The 17626-nt window shown below is 47.3% G+C and carries 16 protein-coding genes; 6 read left to right on the top strand and 10 right to left on the bottom strand.

Annotation, left to right across the window (positions count from 1 at the left end; genetic code table 11):
* The first annotated feature begins 88 nt into the window (after positions 1–88).
* Positions 89–757, top strand: a complete 669-nt coding sequence (locus F458_RS0104000) for a tRNA-uridine aminocarboxypropyltransferase (protein WP_232362627.1) — start codon at positions 89–91, stop codon at positions 755–757.
* 11 nt (positions 758–768) lie between these two features.
* On the opposite strand, the gene F458_RS0103995 is transcribed toward F458_RS0104000, so the two are convergent.
* Both F458_RS0103995 and F458_RS0103990 read right to left on the bottom strand, forming a co-directional pair.
* The gene (locus F458_RS0103995; RefSeq protein ID WP_018982090.1) at positions 769–1368 is read right to left on the bottom strand and encodes a Yip1 family protein; all 600 of its coding nucleotides are present in this window, start codon (positions 1366–1368) and stop codon (positions 769–771) included.
* 166 nt (positions 1369–1534) lie between these two features.
* Positions 1535–4015, bottom strand: a complete 2481-nt coding sequence (locus F458_RS0103990; protein WP_026294473.1) for a vitamin K epoxide reductase family protein — start codon at positions 4013–4015, stop codon at positions 1535–1537.
* Between the two features lie 173 nt (positions 4016–4188).
* Here F458_RS0103990 and miaE point away from each other — a divergent pair, with 173 nt between their 5' ends.
* Positions 4189–4968, top strand: a complete 780-nt coding sequence (miaE, locus tag F458_RS0103985; protein ID WP_018982088.1) for a tRNA isopentenyl-2-thiomethyl-A-37 hydroxylase MiaE — start codon at positions 4189–4191, stop codon at positions 4966–4968.
* A gap of 119 nt (positions 4969–5087) precedes the next feature.
* Positions 5088–5756, top strand: coding sequence for a hypothetical protein (locus tag F458_RS0103980; RefSeq protein ID WP_018982087.1), 669 nt, complete (start codon positions 5088–5090; stop codon positions 5754–5756).
* Here F458_RS0103980 and F458_RS0103975 read toward each other — a convergent pair.
* The 3 genes from F458_RS0103975 to F458_RS0103965 form a co-directional block, all read right to left on the bottom strand.
* A complete protein-coding gene (locus F458_RS0103975) occupies positions 5753–6361 on the bottom strand; it encodes an OB-fold-containig protein (protein ID WP_018982086.1) in 609 nt (202 codons plus the stop codon). The genes F458_RS0103980 and F458_RS0103975 overlap by 4 nt on opposite strands.
* A 102-nt stretch (positions 6362–6463) precedes the next feature.
* Complete coding sequence (gene lpxH / locus F458_RS0103970) at positions 6464–7189, bottom strand: UDP-2,3-diacylglucosamine diphosphatase (protein ID WP_018982085.1); 726 nt, start codon at positions 7187–7189, stop codon at positions 6464–6466.
* 65 nt (positions 7190–7254) lie between these two features.
* The gene (locus F458_RS0103965; RefSeq protein ID WP_018982084.1) at positions 7255–7746 is read right to left on the bottom strand and encodes a peptidylprolyl isomerase; all 492 of its coding nucleotides are present in this window, start codon (positions 7744–7746) and stop codon (positions 7255–7257) included.
* A 160-nt stretch (positions 7747–7906) separates the two neighbouring features.
* Here F458_RS0103965 and cysS point away from each other — a divergent pair, with 160 nt between their 5' ends.
* A complete protein-coding gene (cysS, locus tag F458_RS0103960; protein WP_026294472.1) occupies positions 7907–9280 on the top strand; it encodes a cysteine--tRNA ligase in 1374 nt (457 codons plus the stop codon).
* Here cysS and F458_RS0103955 read toward each other — a convergent pair.
* From F458_RS0103955 to gloB, 4 genes are all read right to left on the bottom strand, one after another.
* The gene (locus F458_RS0103955) at positions 9261–9740 is read right to left on the bottom strand and encodes a methyltransferase family protein (RefSeq protein ID WP_018982082.1); all 480 of its coding nucleotides are present in this window, start codon (positions 9738–9740) and stop codon (positions 9261–9263) included. The genes cysS and F458_RS0103955 overlap by 20 nt on opposite strands.
* A 14-nt stretch (positions 9741–9754) precedes the next feature.
* Complete coding sequence (locus F458_RS0103950; RefSeq protein WP_026294470.1) at positions 9755–10810, bottom strand: ion transporter; 1056 nt, start codon at positions 10808–10810, stop codon at positions 9755–9757.
* A 7-nt stretch (positions 10811–10817) separates the two neighbouring features.
* Positions 10818–12506: a LysM peptidoglycan-binding domain-containing protein gene (locus F458_RS0103945; protein WP_018982080.1), complete on the bottom strand. Its 1689-nt coding sequence runs from the start codon at positions 12504–12506 to the stop codon at positions 10818–10820.
* Between the two features lie 85 nt (positions 12507–12591).
* Positions 12592–13389 carry a hydroxyacylglutathione hydrolase gene (gene gloB, locus F458_RS0103940; RefSeq protein ID WP_018982079.1) on the bottom strand — a complete coding sequence of 266 codons (798 nt, stop codon included), beginning with the start codon at positions 13387–13389 and terminating at the stop codon, positions 12592–12594.
* A gap of 85 nt (positions 13390–13474) precedes the next feature.
* Between gloB and F458_RS0103935 the strand changes: the two genes are divergently transcribed.
* Positions 13475–14275 (top strand): methyltransferase domain-containing protein, encoded by an 801-nt coding sequence (locus tag F458_RS0103935; RefSeq protein ID WP_018982078.1) that lies wholly within the window; start codon positions 13475–13477, stop codon positions 14273–14275.
* Positions 14276–14319: 44 nt separating this feature from the next.
* Here the strand turns inward: F458_RS0103935 and metG are convergent, their stop codons facing one another.
* Complete coding sequence (gene metG / locus F458_RS0103930) at positions 14320–16383, bottom strand: methionine--tRNA ligase (RefSeq protein WP_018982077.1); 2064 nt, start codon at positions 16381–16383, stop codon at positions 14320–14322.
* Positions 16384–16492: 109 nt separating this feature from the next.
* Here metG and apbC point away from each other — a divergent pair, with 109 nt between their 5' ends.
* Entirely contained in the window at positions 16493–17581 is a 1089-nt protein-coding gene (gene apbC / locus F458_RS0103925; protein WP_018982076.1) for an iron-sulfur cluster carrier protein ApbC, read from the top strand.
* Positions 17582–17626 lie beyond the last annotated feature (45 nt).

Genomic DNA, 17626 nt, shown 5'->3' with positions numbered 1-17626 from the left:
GCTTTTTTGATATTATCTCCAGGACGTAACGCAATACCGACCGGCGCTTAGTCACACCACTTAACTTCTTTTCCTATTCGTGAATCACATGTCTAATTCAGTTATGACGCTTCGCAAAACAGAGCTGGCCAGCTCCACCAAGCCGTTTGTTACCCGGGGAAGCCGTGTTAAACGCTGTGAGTTATGCTTGTTACCCCAACAGCACTGTCTGTGTGCCGATAAACCGATGCAGGGTGGCCGCTGCGCAGTAATTATGCTTATGGCTAAAGGCGAATATTACAAACCTTCCAATACGGGCCGGCTGATTGCTGATGTCATTGCAGAGAATTATGCGTTTAAATGGCATCGCACAATGCCTCAGCCAGAATTAATTGCGTTACTGGACGACCCGACATACAAGCCTTATGTCATTTTTCCTCATCAATATGCGACACCTGCGCGCCGTGTAAGCGGGGTTGAGGATACAAAGACCCCGTTATTTATCTTTCTAGATGGTACCTGGCGTGAAGCTAAACGCATGTTCACTAAAAGCGCTTATTTGCAAGGATTGCCAGTGCTTGGCGTACAACCTGATTTTCATAGTAACTACCGTTTGCGGGAAGCTGCTCATGATTATCAGCTTTCTACTGCAGAAGTGGCTATAGAGGTGTTAAAAATGGCCGAAGAAAACGCTGCGGCCACGGCATTAGAAAACTATTTTACGCTATTTACCGAGCGCTACCTGAAAGGTAGGCCTGATCGAAAAGATCGGGGCTGATGGCATGTTGATTAATGAAGAAATTGCGGGCCGAACCCCGATCCCCAGACAATAATCGTCGCTGCCATCAGAACACTTAGTAACACCAGACCGCAGGTCACTACTGAGCTGGCGTAAATAAATCCCTTCTCTTCAGGTATATGCATAATAATGGGAACCCCAGAGTACAATAGGTAGACCGAGTAGGTTAGCCCCACTAATCCGACACTCATCACAAACCATAGCTGGGGATAAAGGCCGGCAAAGCCCACCATAAACAAAGGGGTGGATGTATAAGCGGCTAATTCCAGCGACTGCGTATAGGTAGGTTTTGCATCAAAAATCGCCGCAAGCTCGCGGACCAGTAATGCTAATGCCAGCACACCCAGTATGAGACCTGCGTAGAGACCAATACTGACAATCAGCGCGCTCTGTTCGGTCAGACGAATAGTATCACCGGCACCAATTTTCCAGCCAAGTTGTGTAGCGGAGTAATAGGTTACCAGGGAAGGTATGAGTGCGATGACCAGAATATGGCTTAGCGCATAAACATAATTTTCATGCTTTTTGTCGATAGTAGCCCATTCTTCTCTGGGATGCGTGTAAATGCCTAATATATGATTCAGAATCATAACCTGCCCCTGTGACGGTTGTTTACAACTGCTTAACAAATAACCTATCGCTTATAGACCAGCTAAGTCAATAAAAATAGTTGAAAAATTAATCAAAGTTGCAGGCGTTAAGAACGTTAACGAGTACCAGGGTGCTGTTAAATGGCAGCCTGGTACTCGATAACCATTACACGATGGCTTTTTCCCACTTGCCGTAACGGCATGAGATTGGTCCTCTGCGCAGACTCAGAGCAATCAGCAATGGCCCGCATACCAGACTTGATACCATTGACAGCATACTTGCCTCGTACACAAACGGTGCGGCCATCAAAGCCATTCCTAGTGGGATGAGACCATAACGGACTGCGCGACCGGACTCTGCAGTGGCGGTGATTACAACCGTCAGCGCCAGTGCTCCTATGATATGGTCAGCGTTGGCCATGCCGCCGCTGGCATCCAGCGTGACTCGGGTAAACATCAGCCACAGTCCAAGCGGAATGCAAAGTGCCAGATTCCAGGGCAGGGTGACACCGCCCATCACCATATCTTTTAAAACAATCAGCGGGCCACGCTCAAACTCACGTTCGTCACCTTGCCACTTACCTTCATCTGTATCGCCGGTAAAGAATATTCTCAATAATGGACGACCCTGCTTTTTGCGACGCCATAAAAACTCAGTTGTTGCGACTAATTCATCCAGCGAGTAGGGAATCTGAATCAACATAGCAGCTGCACCGATTAAACATAAAGTACACCAGGTTCCAATAACAATAGGTTGAATGATAATGAAGAAAATTGATACTGCCCCAAGTGGAACAATCATGATGCCAAACAGCATTACCAGCCACGGCATCGTACGCCAGCGTCTGGTCGACCCCATCAGGCCTGTAAGTATTTCCAACGCATAGGTGAGCGCCCCAAGACCGGCATCCGGCACCGGCCAGGCTTCTGAAACCTTGGATGTGATAATTTCTTCCGTACCATTTTTTCCATTGCCGGCGGCACCAGCGAAAAAAGGGTCCCAGACGGCGTCAATATGACCAAGCTGATAAGCACACAAATAGCGTGAAATAAAAAAGCCGACAAAAGCAAGCAGGATAATTGGCATCCGTTGAACCCAGCTGGAGGGATTGAAATCCCAGCCAGGAGGCACATTTGGGCCAGTTTCTGCAGCTATCAGTGAAACGCCCGGGGTCGGCCTTGAACAGACTGCAAAGCCGATGATCAGCATCCCCACTATCGTGCCGTTTAAATAGGCCGCGGCGGTGGGCGCCCAAAACACCAGTGGGGCGCTTAGCACCCATAATCCCACAGCCCCGGCAGCCCATCTGGCCAGGCTCATACGCCACGAGAGACTCAACGCCCCGAAAATCAGCAATGCGCCACCGGAAATCATGTCACTGACGACCATGCCCTGACTTTCATACCCTAGCAAAAATGGTGACGTGAACAGCCAGAAAGCCAGCCCGATGTTCATAAAGTGGGCCCAGATAAAATTGTTATGGCTGGTCTTATAATTTTCTTCGTGCTTTTCCCGAATCGTATCTGCGTTCACCTTTTTTTCCGTGGATGTCTGCATCCAGTCGGGCATTGTTATGCCATTGGCTTTATACCAGGCGGGCGGGTCGTTCTTTAAATTATCAATAAGATTGGCCAGCTCATCATAGATATGATGGCTGGGCTCCCAGCCAGTTTGGTCTTTGACTCTGGAGAGATCCAACTCATAGTGGTCGCTGGCCAGGTCGATCATAAAGGGCTTGATGAATGGCTTTTCTCCATGATCAAACGCATCCGGAACCACGGGTTCTGTTTTTTCTTCAAGCCACGCGCCCTGCTTAGCAAAAAATTGTGGGATATCGATGGTTTCCCACTCTTTTTCCCCATAAATCAAATTACCAATGCGGTTTTGCAGGGCCTGATAGCCCATAACAGAGTCTTCTCCGGCAAGCACCACATTCTGTTCGGGCAACGAACCGCGCGATAGCACCATTTGCCGGAACAAGGCGACCATATCGTCTTTATGCAAAAATGCCTGACCGGCCATTTTATCGCCACTGTAAACCCAGCTCTTGAGCTGGCGCTCGTAAATTCTGGCTATCTGATAGCTTAACGTCGGTACGGCCGTATGTTCATCGTAAAGTCCGGCCAGCCGAAGCAATGAAAAGGGAATATGGCCATGGTGTTCACGTACTGCCTCTTCGGCATTGGCTTTTGATTGAGGATACTCCCAACCCGGGGCAATAGGTGTATCCTCAGTAATTTTCTGGCCTGGGACGCCAGCTTCATGAACCAGCATAGTGGAAGCGTAGAAAAAGTGCTCGACATGAAAATCCTGTAGTAAGTCCAGAAAATGAGCGGTGCCCTGTACATTGAGTTCTTCATATAGTGGGTTAGGCTCACCGGTGAAATCAAAGTAGGCAGCAAGGTGAATCACTGACGCTATTTCATCATCGTGTTTATCACGGATTTTGCGCAGCGCCAGCGCGATGGAATCTTTGGAGGTGAAGTCGCACTGATAGCTTTCATCAGCACTATCAGACTCTACAATATCCAGCCCGATTAGATGAAATTCAGACTTAAGGGCGTTGCATAGTGCGCTTCCCACCGATCCTGACGCCCCTGTCACCAGCACGATATTCTTATCGGAAGATTTCGTCGTTGTAGCCAAATCCTTACCCCAGAACGAAAATTTGTAGTGTGACTAATGAAAACGATTGAATGTAACAATCGGGTCAGTCGCGGTAACGGTTTTCGCTGCTAAATGCCGGATAGCACTGCGTACAGCCGTTGTGCTATCATCCGACCCACTAAAATTTACTGTCAAACGGGTGTTTAACTTTCGTGTTTGATTCTTCCTTATTGCAGCCGATTAACACTTTTTTACAGGTACAAACACCGCAAAGCTGGGTTGAAAAGGCGCAGGAACCCGAAAATCTTTCAGTGGTTCTTACCGATCATCTTATCTGCGAGCTCAAAGCAGCACAGTCAGCCATGTTTCTTATTCGTCGTTATGCGGTGGATGAACAAAGCGGCCAGGCCTTGTTGCAGTGGCTCAAGCCTTACGAAGATTTTGTATACCGCAACAAAGGTGACGCAGCGATGCTATCTGCAAATGGTCGGCTCAGCAAAACCATGCTGCCCAAATCAAACTCGCTGTATGGTCAGGAACTGATTGATAAAATGGTTTTGCTTATCAAGGAAGAGTTGCACCATTTTTGTCAGGTACTTGAAATCATGCATGAGTACAACATTGAGTATAAAAATGTGCCGTCCAGCCGCTATGCCAAAGGGTTGTTAAAGCATGTCAGAACATATGAGCCTCAGGCGTTAGTAGATAAACTCATCTGTGGGGCTTATATAGAAGCAAGATCGTGCGAAAGATTCGCCATGCTGGCGCCTCATGTAGATGAAAAGCTTGGGCAATTTTATGTCTCGCTGTTACGTTCTGAAGCACGCCATTTTGAGGATTATCTGGCATTGGCGCAGAAAATCGCCAATGAGGATATCAGTGAACGTGTGGCATTTTTCGGGCAGGCAGAAGCCTTGCTTATTTCTGAGCCTGACGAGGATTTTAAATTTCATAGCGGAAGACCTGTTGTGCAGCAAAATGCATATGCATAACCTTTTGTTTATCTAACTGAACTTGTTAGTGGCTTTTAAACTACATAGAAAGATTAAAACGTTATTAATGAGCAACGGTCTAGCGGAGAATTTTGTTTCTTTAAGGATTCGGCAATAGTATGGCTAACACGCAACATGAAGCAAATGCGCCCTATACCACAGCACCTGTGCGGCTTAGCGTGCTTGAGGGATTACTGGTATTCTGCACGGCGGGACTTTATCTGCCTGTATGGTTTTTTCTCGCCAGCCGGGACATACGTGCCGTAAATGATGACGATGAAATAACGCCTTTTTTATGGTCTTTGGTGCCGTTAGTTTTTATTGTTCAGCCTATTGCCTTCAAGCGATTTTTTGTTTATTTGCGACGCGCTGAAAAACGTCTCAATATACGAAGCTGGCCATCTCTTCTGGACTATCTCTGGATGAGCCTATTTTTCTCTTGCGGGCTGTTTTTTGCGGTCGCCAGCGTGATCGAGGTAGAAACAGTTTATCGTGTAATTGTTTCTGTAGGCTCGGTGGTCATTTTCATGTTTTTGCACGCTCGACTTAATACGTTGCGTAAACGGTGTAAGACAGAATCGGTAGCAGTCAGACGGTGGGGGTATAATTCTCTTGAGTGGTTGTTGGTGCTTATTTTTACGCCAATTATCCTGTTGTTATTCTTGTACACGTATATTAACTCCGATCTGCATCAAAACCTGCGGTCAAAAAAATTACTCCAACTGGAACAGGCTCTGGAAGCTCCTCAAAATGAAGAGCAAAAAGAGAATGAAGGGTCAAAAGACTAAATTTTTGTCGCTTTCCAGCGGTTATTCTCCCAGTTTTGTACCCTGACCATGTCACCAGGCCTGAGTATCTCAGCGTCGTTTGCAGGCACCACCATCAGATACCTTGGGCAATCGGGGCTGGTGATGATTCGGGCCTCCGCGGGCTGCCTGGCAATGGCAATTCCCATAGTAATCACAGCATGCTGTCCAGCCATGTCCTCTGTTTGCTGTTTAGGTGGAAGAGTCCACAATAACCGTATCAGGTAATGCACACAGCGTTTACACAGGATCAGGCTAATGCCCCCACATAGCAGTAGCTGCAACGTCAGCGGTAACTCAGAAGCGGTAAACCACACGGCAATAATATTCAGGCCAAAAGTCACAATTACGAACAGGCTCAGAAAAGTCACCATCCAAAGCAGGAAAGGGGCTTGTTCAAGACCTGTCCAGTGTAATAAGGAGGGCATATTTTTTTGAAGCGAGATGTTATTTTCAGGAAACGTTTTATCCAGTCCAAGTAAGCTGGTATTGCAAAAAATAGCAATAACCTCTGCGACGAAAACAAACAAGACGATTACAATGGCAATAGTGAGCAAAAAAGGTAACGTAAAGATAGTGTTAGCCATAATAATACTCAGGTGAATTCAGACAATTTAATGTATAGCATTAATTGAATATAAACTAGTCTGATGAGCGTCAGAGAGCTGTAAACTTGCCGATGTTGATGATTACAAAAAGTTTCTGGTTTGTAAGTCTGTGGAATTCGGCGTGACTTTTAGTACGGAACCCTGTTCATACCAGTCACCCAAAACAATACGCTGAGCAGGCAAGCTGTTCGCGGTAAAAGTATGTATGGCAGGTCGATGGGTATGCCCATGAATAAGTCGCTGTACGTGATATTGCTCCATGACAGCAGTAACTTCTGAAGGAGTTACATCCATGATTTCCTGATGCAGATGTTTTTGCGTTTCACGGCTTTCCCTACGACCGTTTTCAGCGACACGGCGTCTGAACCATAGCGGCATGGCCAGCATCAGGCGCGGCCACCACCAACTGCGGGATTTTTTTCTGAATTTCTGATACGCGACATCGCGAGTACAAAGCTCGTCACCATGGGTAATAAGCGTTGCCTGACCGTATAAATCGATAACCGTCTGCTCATTAAGAATTGTCATGCCGGCCTTCGTCGCCCACTTTTGGCGAATGGCAAAATCCCGGTTTCCGTGAATAAAGTATATTGGTACGGATTGGCTGAGATGATAAAACGCTTTCGCCACCGCGTCATTGAACGGCGTGACATTATCATCACCGATCCAGACCTCAAAAAGATCACCCAACACATACAGAGCATCGGCCCCGCGCGCGTCTTCTTTCAAAAAGCGAAACAGGCATCCGGAAATGTCAGGTCTGTCAGCGGTAAGATGAAGGTCGGCAATGAAGTAAGTAAATGGCATGAGCAACTGAGGCGAAAGTTTAATAAGCACCGGACAGGCAAACTGTCCGGCTAAGAGTCGACTGATTAATTCAGTTCTGCTTTTTCAATAATAACAGGCTCTACTGGCACATCCTGATGGAAACCATGACTGCCGGTCTTAACGTCTTTAATCTTTTCGACAACATCCATGCCTTCTACCACTTTAGCAAAGACGCAGTAACCCCAGCCATTGACCGATTCGCTGGTAAAGTTTAAAAAGTCGTTATCTTTTACATTAATAAAAAACTGCGACGTGGCTGAGTGAGGATCATTGGTGCGAGCCATAGCCAGCGTGCCTTTTTCGTTAGCAATACCGTTATTTGCTTCATTTTCGATGGCGGCACCGGTATTTTTTTGCTCCATATCTGGGGTAAATCCACCACCCTGAACCATAAAGCCGTCAATGACCCGATGAAAGACAGTATTGTCATAAAAACCTTCTTTAACGTAGTTAATAAAGTTTTCAACGGTCTTAGGTGCTTTATCCTCAAACAGTTCTATCTTGATGTCACCAAAATTGGTTTTTAACGTTACCATGTAAATTTGCCTTTCTATAAGGTGTCAGAATGAGATTATGGTAGCCCAAATTCAGACAAAGATAAATCGGCACAATAGCTGGCTGAACAAACACTGTGACTTGCCTGCTGACAGTGCTAAACTTTGCGCCGATTTTTATTCAGAACAGGAACATAAAAAGATGCTGCACCTTTACAATACCCGTACCCGAGAAAAAGCGCGCTTTGTACCGCTCAATGAAGGGCAGGTGGGGTTGTATGTGTGTGGAATCACAGTCTATGATCTGAGTCATATGGGGCATGCCAGGACTTACCTGTCGTTTGATGTACTGGTGCGTTATCTGCGGCATCTGGGCTACAACGTAAAATATGTACGTAACATTACGGATGTTGACGATAAAATCATCGCGCGAGCCAATGAAAATAGCGAGACAGTCAGTGCGTTGACCGAGCGCACTATTGCGATGATGCATGAGGATTTTGCCGCAATTAATCTGGTAAAGCCTGATGTGGAGCCGCGGGTCACCGACCATATGCCAGAGATTATCACTATCATCGAAACCTTGCTCGACAAAGGCTATGCGTATCAGTCTGAAAGTGGAGATGTGTTGTTTGATGTCAGTAAATACGATGATTATGGCAGGCTAAGCAAACAGAACCTTGAACAGTTAAACGCAGGCGCCCGGGTAGATGTTGCAGCAGGCAAAGATGATCCCCTCGATTTTGTGTTATGGAAGTCGGCCAAAGCTGGCGAACCGGCGTGGGAGTCACCATTTGGCAGTGGCCGTCCCGGCTGGCACATTGAATGCTCAGCGATGAATCATAAGCATCTTGGTGAGCATTTTGATATCCATGGCGGAGGTTCCGATCTGATGTTTCCCCACCACGAAAATGAGGTGGCGCAATCGTGCTGTGCCTATGATACGCCTTATGTGAACACCTGGATGCATACAGGGATGGTGCAGGTGGACAATGAAAAGATGTCTAAGTCGCTGGGCAACTTCTTTACCTTACGGGATGTGTTAAAACAACACGATGCAGAAACACTTCGTTTCTTTTTGATCTCCGCCCACTACAGAAGCCAGTTAAGTTATTCATTGGATAATATCACCCAGGCACGCGCTGCTCTGGAGCGCTTGTATACAGCGCTGCGGGGCGTAGAGGTCACAGAGCAGGTCATCGACGACGATAATGAGTATCTTGTTCGCTTTGAACAGGCGATGAATGATGATCTGAATGTGCCAGAGGCGATGTCAGTATTGTTTGATGTCGCCAAAGCGCTGAACAAGCAAAAAGCCGATACTGAAGAGGCGTCTCACCTGGCCGGTGTGCTCAGAACGCTTGGTCGCATATTGGGCATTTTGCAGTCAGAGCCAGACGTCTTTTTACAGGGTGGCAGTGATGATAGCGCGGAAATTGAGGCGTTAATCAAACAGCGTAACGACGCCCGTGCCAGTAAAAACTGGGCAGCAGCCGATGAGGCGCGTGATGCGCTAACTGCCAGAGGCATTGTGCTTGAAGACGGCCCGGAGGGAACTATCTGGCGTCGTCAGTAGTTTTTATTCCCAGCCAGCGCCTCGTGCGCTGGCAATAGAGGTTATAAGCGCTACCGAAATGCGCACGTAAGGCGTGTTCTTCGGGAATAATTTGAAAGTGCTGAATATACATGCAGAACACGAATAGCGGAATAAGTGTGAGCCAGTTCGAAAGCCATAGTGACTGCGCAGTCAGCACTAACGCCATAGCCAGATAAATAGGATTGCGGGAGACGCGAAAAATACCCTGCGTAATCAGTGACGATGCGCTGTCAGGATACCTGGGATCTACGGTTGTTTGATGGTGCCGAAACTGTACTATAGCAAGGATGCCGATAAACAAAGCTATAACAAAGACCAGCACAGCGCTAATCGTCATTGCACGATGTTTCTCACCCTCAGCGTAAAAATCAGTGATCTGTTGCAGCACACCTGCTATTAGCAGCACAATCACCGGGGGAATGCGAAGGGCCATCTTCATGTGCAACATGCCTGTTACTGTTTATTGGGGTCGACCGGGTGTTCATTGACATCCGGCATGGGAACGGTTTTTGCGCTACCACTTAAGTGCGCTTTCCAGCGCTGTTGCGACACATGCGCTTTGACCAAATCAAAACATTCATCGACTACCTTCAACACTTCTTTGTCCAGCGCTTCTGTCTTGGGCGAATAACCTTTTACGCCTGACTGGATAAATTCATTGATACGCTCATCACTGACATCGCTAAGCAAATTGATCAGCGATGCGGTAACGATATCGGTGATGGTTTGCTCCAGTGTATTTTCAATGGTTTTTCCCACCACAGGCAAATAGGCCAGATTGTTGAACTGCTGGTTGTTCTTGACTGCTTTGCCAACGCTTTGTTTAACGTGTTCACGAATAACAGAGCCCTGTTCGTTATCTGACAGGCCATTGCCCATATGTTGCATAACCCCGGCAACCCATTGAGTGAGCACCGGGCGGCGCGGCGCCAGAACCTGGTCGGTAATTTTATCAATCAGCGGGGAGCCTTCCCGGATATCTTCCTGAATATCGGCCAGAATTTTTACCACGATGCGGTCGCTAAGCTCTTCTACGAACACGTCATAGTAAAACGCAAAAAAGCGGTAGGTGCGGGTGCGGTTTAAATCAATGATTTCGAACTTATGCAATCGATGTAAAATTGAAAATATACGCAGAAAACGAAACAGGCGGGTAAATGTCAGCGGAATTAGCCCGACAATATCGTACCAGTGTAACACCGGGAAAAAGTACCAGCGCAAATGTTCTTTTTGCGCTACAGATACTGCCCATCTTACACAAAACTCTGTTAAAAATATGGCGATGAAAACCAGATCAATAAGCAGAAAATTTTGATGGACAGGTTGATAACCACGGTAGACAGCGGGCAAATAAGTAGATAGCACATGTTGCATTGATGCTGTGGAATACAAGGCATCAAAAATTAACCACCCGAGATTAATTAACAGCAGAACCAGCATGAGTAAATCGACGACTAACCAGGGCCCCTGATGGCTTTTTCTTAGATTTTCCCGGTTAATCCTTAACATACCAATGCTATCCTATATTTTTAAGTCTGGTGATATCCACAAATAATTTAAGCTTTTGTCCAGGCTGAAGATAACGCTGGTTGGCAATATCATTCCAGTCTTTTATATCTTTAATTCGCACGTTAAATTTGTTTGCGATGACCGATAATGAGTCGCCTTTTCTAACGGTATAGGTAAGGGTTTTAATCACTGCATCGTTGCGCTGCGAGTCGCTTACTTTATTTACCCATACAACCAGTTCTTTGCCTGGATGAAGCGGATCGGTGGGCGCCATGCCATTCCATTTGGCCAGTTCACGGGTATCAACCTTATATTTACGACTTAGCTCCCAAAAGGTATCCCCCGACTTAACCTTGTGTACCAGTTTATGGTCGGCGCGCTGAATGTTTTGCAGCGATGCAAGCCGCTGATCCTGGGAGAGGGCATAGGCATTGAGGGCTTTTAAGGCAACAGGAACCATGATGTGGTCGCCAATGCGGATCATGTTGCTATCGAGATTGTTTACCTGACGAATTATCTTGGCGGTTGTATGATATTGGTTGGCAAGTTTCAATAAGCTATCACCACGCTTGACGGTATGCCGTACCCAGTTAAGTCGCTCATCACGATCAATACTGGCAAGCTGGCGCGTGAAATTCTCAGCTTTATCTGCAGGCAATACCAAGTGGTGAGGGCCGTCAGGGTCGGTAGCCCAACGATTAAAGCCAGGGTTTAGAGCCTGTAAAGCCTTTAAGTCCATCCCTGCTAAATCAGCGGCAAATGCCAAATCAACCTGAGAGCCAAGATCCACAATTTTTATTACCGGAACATTTTCAATGGCCGGCCAGGCAAAGTCGTAGGATTGTTTGTTCTTAAGTATATCCGCCAGCGCCAGCAATTTGGGCACATAAGCACGGGTTTCACGGGGCAGGTCCAACGACCAGAAGTCGGTTGGTTTGCCAGCCTGCTGATTACGTTTGATGGCGCGTCTGACTCTACCTTCACCGCTATTGTAAGCGGCCAGCGCATGCAGCCAGTTGCCATCAAAATATTCGTACAGGTAGGTCAGATAGCTCAATGCACCGTCAGTAGAGGCGATAACATCGCGTCTGCCGTCATACCACCATGACTGACGAATACCAAAACGGCGCGCAGTACCCGGAATAAACTGCCACATACCTGCTGCTCTACCATGGGAATAGGCAAACGGGTCAAAGGCGCTTTCCACTATGGGTAACAATGCCAATTCCAATGGCATTTCCTGTTCTTCGATTTGGCTGGTGATATAAAATAAAAAAGGCTGGGCGCGGCGGGTTACGCGGGCCATATATTCAGGATGTTTAAGATACCAGTTACGCTGAACGGCAACTCGTCGATTATCCGGTACCTCAAAGTTCAGTTGATTGGCAATGCGGGCCCAGACATCGGTGATGACCACCGGAGCGGGTTCTTTATCCAGCGCATCCTTTTCGTCCGGCTTGGCACTAACAACAAGATCTTCTTCAGGATGGATAACATCAATGACCCCGTCCTTAGCGATTTCACAATCTTGCTGATTCTTAATCGGCGTTTTGCCTACTTCGCAGCTGCCAGTTTCATCAGAGCTGGACTGAGTCTGCTCAGCTGTCTCGGGGGAGGGGTGCGTTTGAGGCGACTGACAACCGCTTAACAGCATGGTCAGTGCAATAGAAGAGTAAACAAACCACTGTCGAGACATAAAAACCGGCACCTTTATCATTCACTGTAAACCGCGAGCGGCTAAATCGAACGGTATAGTGTAATGGTAATGTTTAAAAAATGCATTAAAAGTTATCTTTCCATTGCCGAATAGCGGCAAAAACACTGACCTCATCAGTTAGTGGCTCATCACTTTTGTGAGCGGCGCGACGGGCAATGATATCTTCTTGCGTACGCATGAAAGGGTTAATATCAAACTGCAGCGACAGCGCACAGGGAACGGTGGGTTCATCATCTTCACGCAGTGTTTTCACTACCGACTGGTATTCTTTAATAGCGCTGTTTTCGGGCTCCACAGCGGCGGCAAACTCAAGGTTGGCAGTCGTATACTCGTGCGCGCAATAAACAGTGGTGTCACCTGGTAAATGCTTGAGTTTATCCAAAGAATTCAGCATTTGCTCGGCGGTACCCTCAAACAGCCGTCCACAGCCGCCATTAAATAATGTATCTCCGCATAAAAGAATGTTGTGCCCGTAAAAAGCGATATGATCTAGTGTGTGGCCGGGCACTTCGATAACGGTAAACTCAAGATCCAGTGCTTCAATGACAGTCTTATCACCTTCCTGCACGGACTGGGTAATGCCGCGAATATGGCCGCCCTGTGGACCGATAACCGGAATGTCAGGCCGCAGAGAAGCCAACTTTGTCACCCCCCCTGTGTGATCATGGTGGTGGTGGGTTACCAGGATTGCTGCGAGCTTAAGATCCCGTTCAGTCAAAAAATCCAGAACTGGATCTGCGTCGCCGGGATCCACTACCACTACCTGCTCTTCGTTATGAATACACCAGATGTAGTTATCTGAAAATGCGCGTAAAGGCGATACTTGTACGCCTTCTGGCAGCGTGTCGGTCATTGTAGACATGGCGTACCTGCTTGAGATGTGAAATGATTGAGATACTATAGAAACATAGATAAGTGACTGCAACCAGATGGATCAACGGTAAAAAATGAAATCGGCACAAATAAAGAAAGTGCCCCGGTATCCTGTCGGTTGGTCCGACCTTCCCGGTGGAGAGTCTGTGCGTCTGGCGGTTCAGTCAGTCAGTGATGAATTCAGCCAGCGCATATTCGGTTATCACTTTGTAAAGCTGGGCGCGTTAAGTAGCCAGATTGCACTAAAGCAATGTGCTATCGGTCACCAGATTTGCCAAACACCGGCGTCGGTACCCCACACCGGTCTTATTGCTGCATCCACTGAATTGCCATATGTTGAAAACAGTATTGATGGTTTTTTACTGGCGAATGAGCTGGATTTTGCTCAGGATCCCCATCAAATTCTGCGCGAAGTGGATCGTTGTCTGACCCAGAGCGGTTATGTCATTATCAGTGGCTTTAATCCTTACAGTCTGGCAGGGCTGGGAAAATATTTGCCTGAACGAAAGGGCAACATTTTGCATGATGCTCGCTTTTTCTCCTCCCACCGGGTCAAAGACTGGTTGAACCTTCTGGGTTTTGAGGTGATAGAGCAGCGCCGGATGTTGTTTTCCATGCTTTTTTTCAATCAGCGGCGTTCTTTGCCTGCTTCCTGGCAGCAAAAGCTGGCTACTTATCTGCCCTGGTGCACATCAGTATATGTGATTATTGCCCGTAAACGGGTTTTGCCTATGACCACAATCCGGCCGAAATGGAAATTAAGTCCTAATTTTCGTCCTGTGGGTGCCAGCATGTACCAAAGAGAAAATACAGCGCTTAGCACAATAAGTTCATCTGCCGGGAATGCTGAGCTATCTGATAAGCAGGTTAAATAAAAAAGGCAGCCTCAGGCTGCCTTATGGTTTAACTGTTTATTGGACTACTTGACACGCATTCCGGGTTTGGCGCCCTTGTGAGGCTCCATGATATACAACTCTTCACCACCTGGCCCTGCCGCCAGTACCATGCCCTCTGACATACCAAAGCGCATCTTACGGGGCGCCAGATTAGCGACCATTACGGTGTGCTTACCAATCAGGCTATCAGGATCATACGCCGATTTTATACCGGCAAACACCTGGCGGGTCTCACCCCCTAAATCAAGCTCTAATCTAAGCAGTTTATCGGCGCCTTCGACATGCTCAGCATTGGCTATTTTCGCCACCCGTAAATCCACTTTAGCAAAATCGTCAAAGCTGATGGTTTCGCTGACCGGGTCGCTGACCAGCGGGCCTTCAGTTTTCTTCTGTTTAGGAGCGGTAGGTTCAAGATTTTCTTTAGAGGCCTCAATCATCTTATCGATGTGTTCCATTTCTACCCGCTGCATCATAGGTTTAAATTTATTGATGGCATGACCTTTCAACACGTCCTGGCTACTTTGCCACTGTAGGTCATCATTCAGAAAATCTTCCGCTTTTTGCGCCAACACCGGCAGTATAGGCTTCAGATACGTCACCAGGATTCGGAACATGTTAATACCCAGTGAGCAAACTTCATGAGTAAACTGTTCCTTACCTTCTTCCTTAATCGTTACCCAGGGCGCATTGGCATCTATAAACTGATTAGCCTTATCGGCCAGTGTCATAATTTCACGTACTGCCTGATGATATTTACGGCTCTCGTACAAGCTGGCAATGCGCTCGGCCGCCTTATGAAATTCTTGAAGCAGCGCTTCATCAACCACATTATCAGACAATTTTCCGTCAAACTTTTTGGTAATAAAGCCAGCGCAGCGACTGGCAATATTAACCACTTTGCCAACTAAATCGGAATTCACTTTCTGGGCAAAATCAGTGAAGTTGAGATCGATATCTGCCACGCCGTCGCCCAGTTTAGCGGCAAAGTAATAGCGCAGGTATTCGGGGTTGAGGTGCTCCAGAAATGTACGCCCTTTTATAAAGGTACCGCGGGATTTCGACATCTTGGCGCCATTTACGGTCACAAACCCGTGAATATTGACGCCAGTAGGTTTGCGATAACCGGCCCCTTCCAGCATGGCTGGCCAGAACAGACAATGAAAATACGTGATATCTTTGCCGATAAAGTGATAGAGCTCTGTATCGGTGTTTTCGTTCCAGAAGCTGTCAAAATCTATACCGTGCTTGTCACAATAATTTTTAAAGCTGGCCATGTAGCCTACCGGCGCATCTACCCATACATAGAAAAATTTATTCGTGGTACCGGGAATTTCAAAGCCAAAGTAGGGCGCGTCACGGCTGATGTCCCACTGCTGCAATCCTTCCTCAAACCATTCCTGAAGTTTGTTTGCCATCTCCTCTTGCAAGGCACCAGAACGTATCCAGCTTTTAAGCATTCCTTCAAACCGGGGCAAATCAAAAAAGAAATGCTCAGATTCGCGAAGTACCGGTGTTGCTCCGGAAACCACACTGCGCGGGTTTTTGACTTCTGTAGGGCTGTAGGTAGCGCCACAGACATCACAGCTGTCACCGTTTTGGTCTTCTGCATCACAACTGGGGCAGGTACCTTTTACAAACCGGTCGGGTAGAAACATTTCTTTCTGCGGATCGTACAACTGATTGATCACCCGCTTACTGATGTAGCCCGCTGCGTCCAGACGGTTATAAATCTCTTCACAGATAGCCTTGTTTTCAGGCGAATGAGTCACATAATAGTTGTCGTATTCAACATAAAAGTCTTGTAAGTCCTGGTGATGCTCTGCCCGGGTCTTTTCCACCATCTCTTCAGGTGTAATACCCAGCTCCTGGGCTTTTAACATTACGGGGGTCCCGTGAGCATCGTCAGCACACACGCTATAAATTTCGTGGCCGCGAAGACGTTGGAAGCGGGTCCAGATATCGGTCTGAATGTGTTCCAGTAAATGGCCCAGGTGAATGGAGCCATTGGCGTAAGGCAGTGCACTGGTGACTAGTATACGGCGCTGCGCCGCCGGATCTGATGATGAAGACGATTGGGTCTGTGACATAATGACTGTTACTGTTGTTAACCGTTACTCAAAATGGGTGCAAATACTAGCTGAAAAACGCTGTTTTTGCATTACGTAATTGCTGTTCAGTAAACATTAGGGGAGCTTCATGTTTTTTCGGCGTAAAGCGAACAAATATCAGGATTTTTTTTGCAAACAGTTGGCCGCCTATTATTCCCTTGACCTCGATGAGATTAAGCCCTGGGTGGAGGCTGATGCTACAGCCGTAAACATAACTTTGCCCTTTAGCTGCGCTTCGCAACACGATGCGCTAAAACAGTATTTAGCTGGCCAGGCGGAGCAGGTAAATCTGACGGTTGACAACATACAAATTTCCCAGCAAATAAGCAGCAAAAAGACGGCGCACACACCGGTCAAAAATATTAAAAATATTATTGCGGTGGCCTCTGGCAAAGGGGGAGTGGGTAAATCCACTACCGCGGTTAATATGGCCTATGCACTTAAACAGGAAGGCGCCCGGGTAGGGATACTCGATGCGGATATTTACGGCCCATCGATTCCAATTATGCTTGGTAATGAGCAGGAGCGTCCATCCAGCGCTGACAATAAACATATGCAACCCCCAGAGGCCTGGGGGCTAGTGGCCAATTCCATCGGTTATCTGGTATCTGCTGAAGATGCAGCAATTTGGCGCGGTCCCATGGCTAGTCGGGCGTTAAAACAAATACTGGAGGAGACATTGTGGCCGGTGCTGGATTATTTGATTGTCGATCTTCCTCCCGGTACAGGTGATATTCAGTTAACCATGGCCCAGCAGGTGCCGCTCACCGCCGCAGTTATCGTCACAACCCCTCAGGATCTCGCGCTAGCCGATGCTCAAAAAGGCATTGCGATGTTTAATAAAGTTGATGTGCCTGTACTGGGGTTAATTGAGAACATGAGCTATTACCAGTGTGTTAAATGCGGCCATAAAGACGCTATTTTCTCCGAATATGGTGGGGAGATGCTGGCTGAAAAGTATGACTTACCCCTCCTGGGTGCATTACCGTTAAATACACAGATTCGGGAACATGCAGATGCCGGCACTCCGCTGGTGGTCACTCAGCCTGATAGTGAACTGGCCAGGATTTACGGTGATATTGCACGGGCTACCTCTATGAGTCTTGCCTTACACGTACCGGATGAGTCCGATAGCAAACACCTTAAAGGTGATCCCATCGCATTCAGGCCAGAATAGCCGTTGTACAGATGAAAACTATTCTAATGGCCAGCGAACATTTGT

It is taken from the genome of Salinimonas chungwhensis DSM 16280, assembly GCF_000378185.1.
Taxonomy (GTDB): Bacteria; Pseudomonadota; Gammaproteobacteria; order Enterobacterales; family Alteromonadaceae; genus Alteromonas; species Alteromonas chungwhensis.
This window is presented reverse-complemented; position numbering and strand designations above follow the sequence as displayed.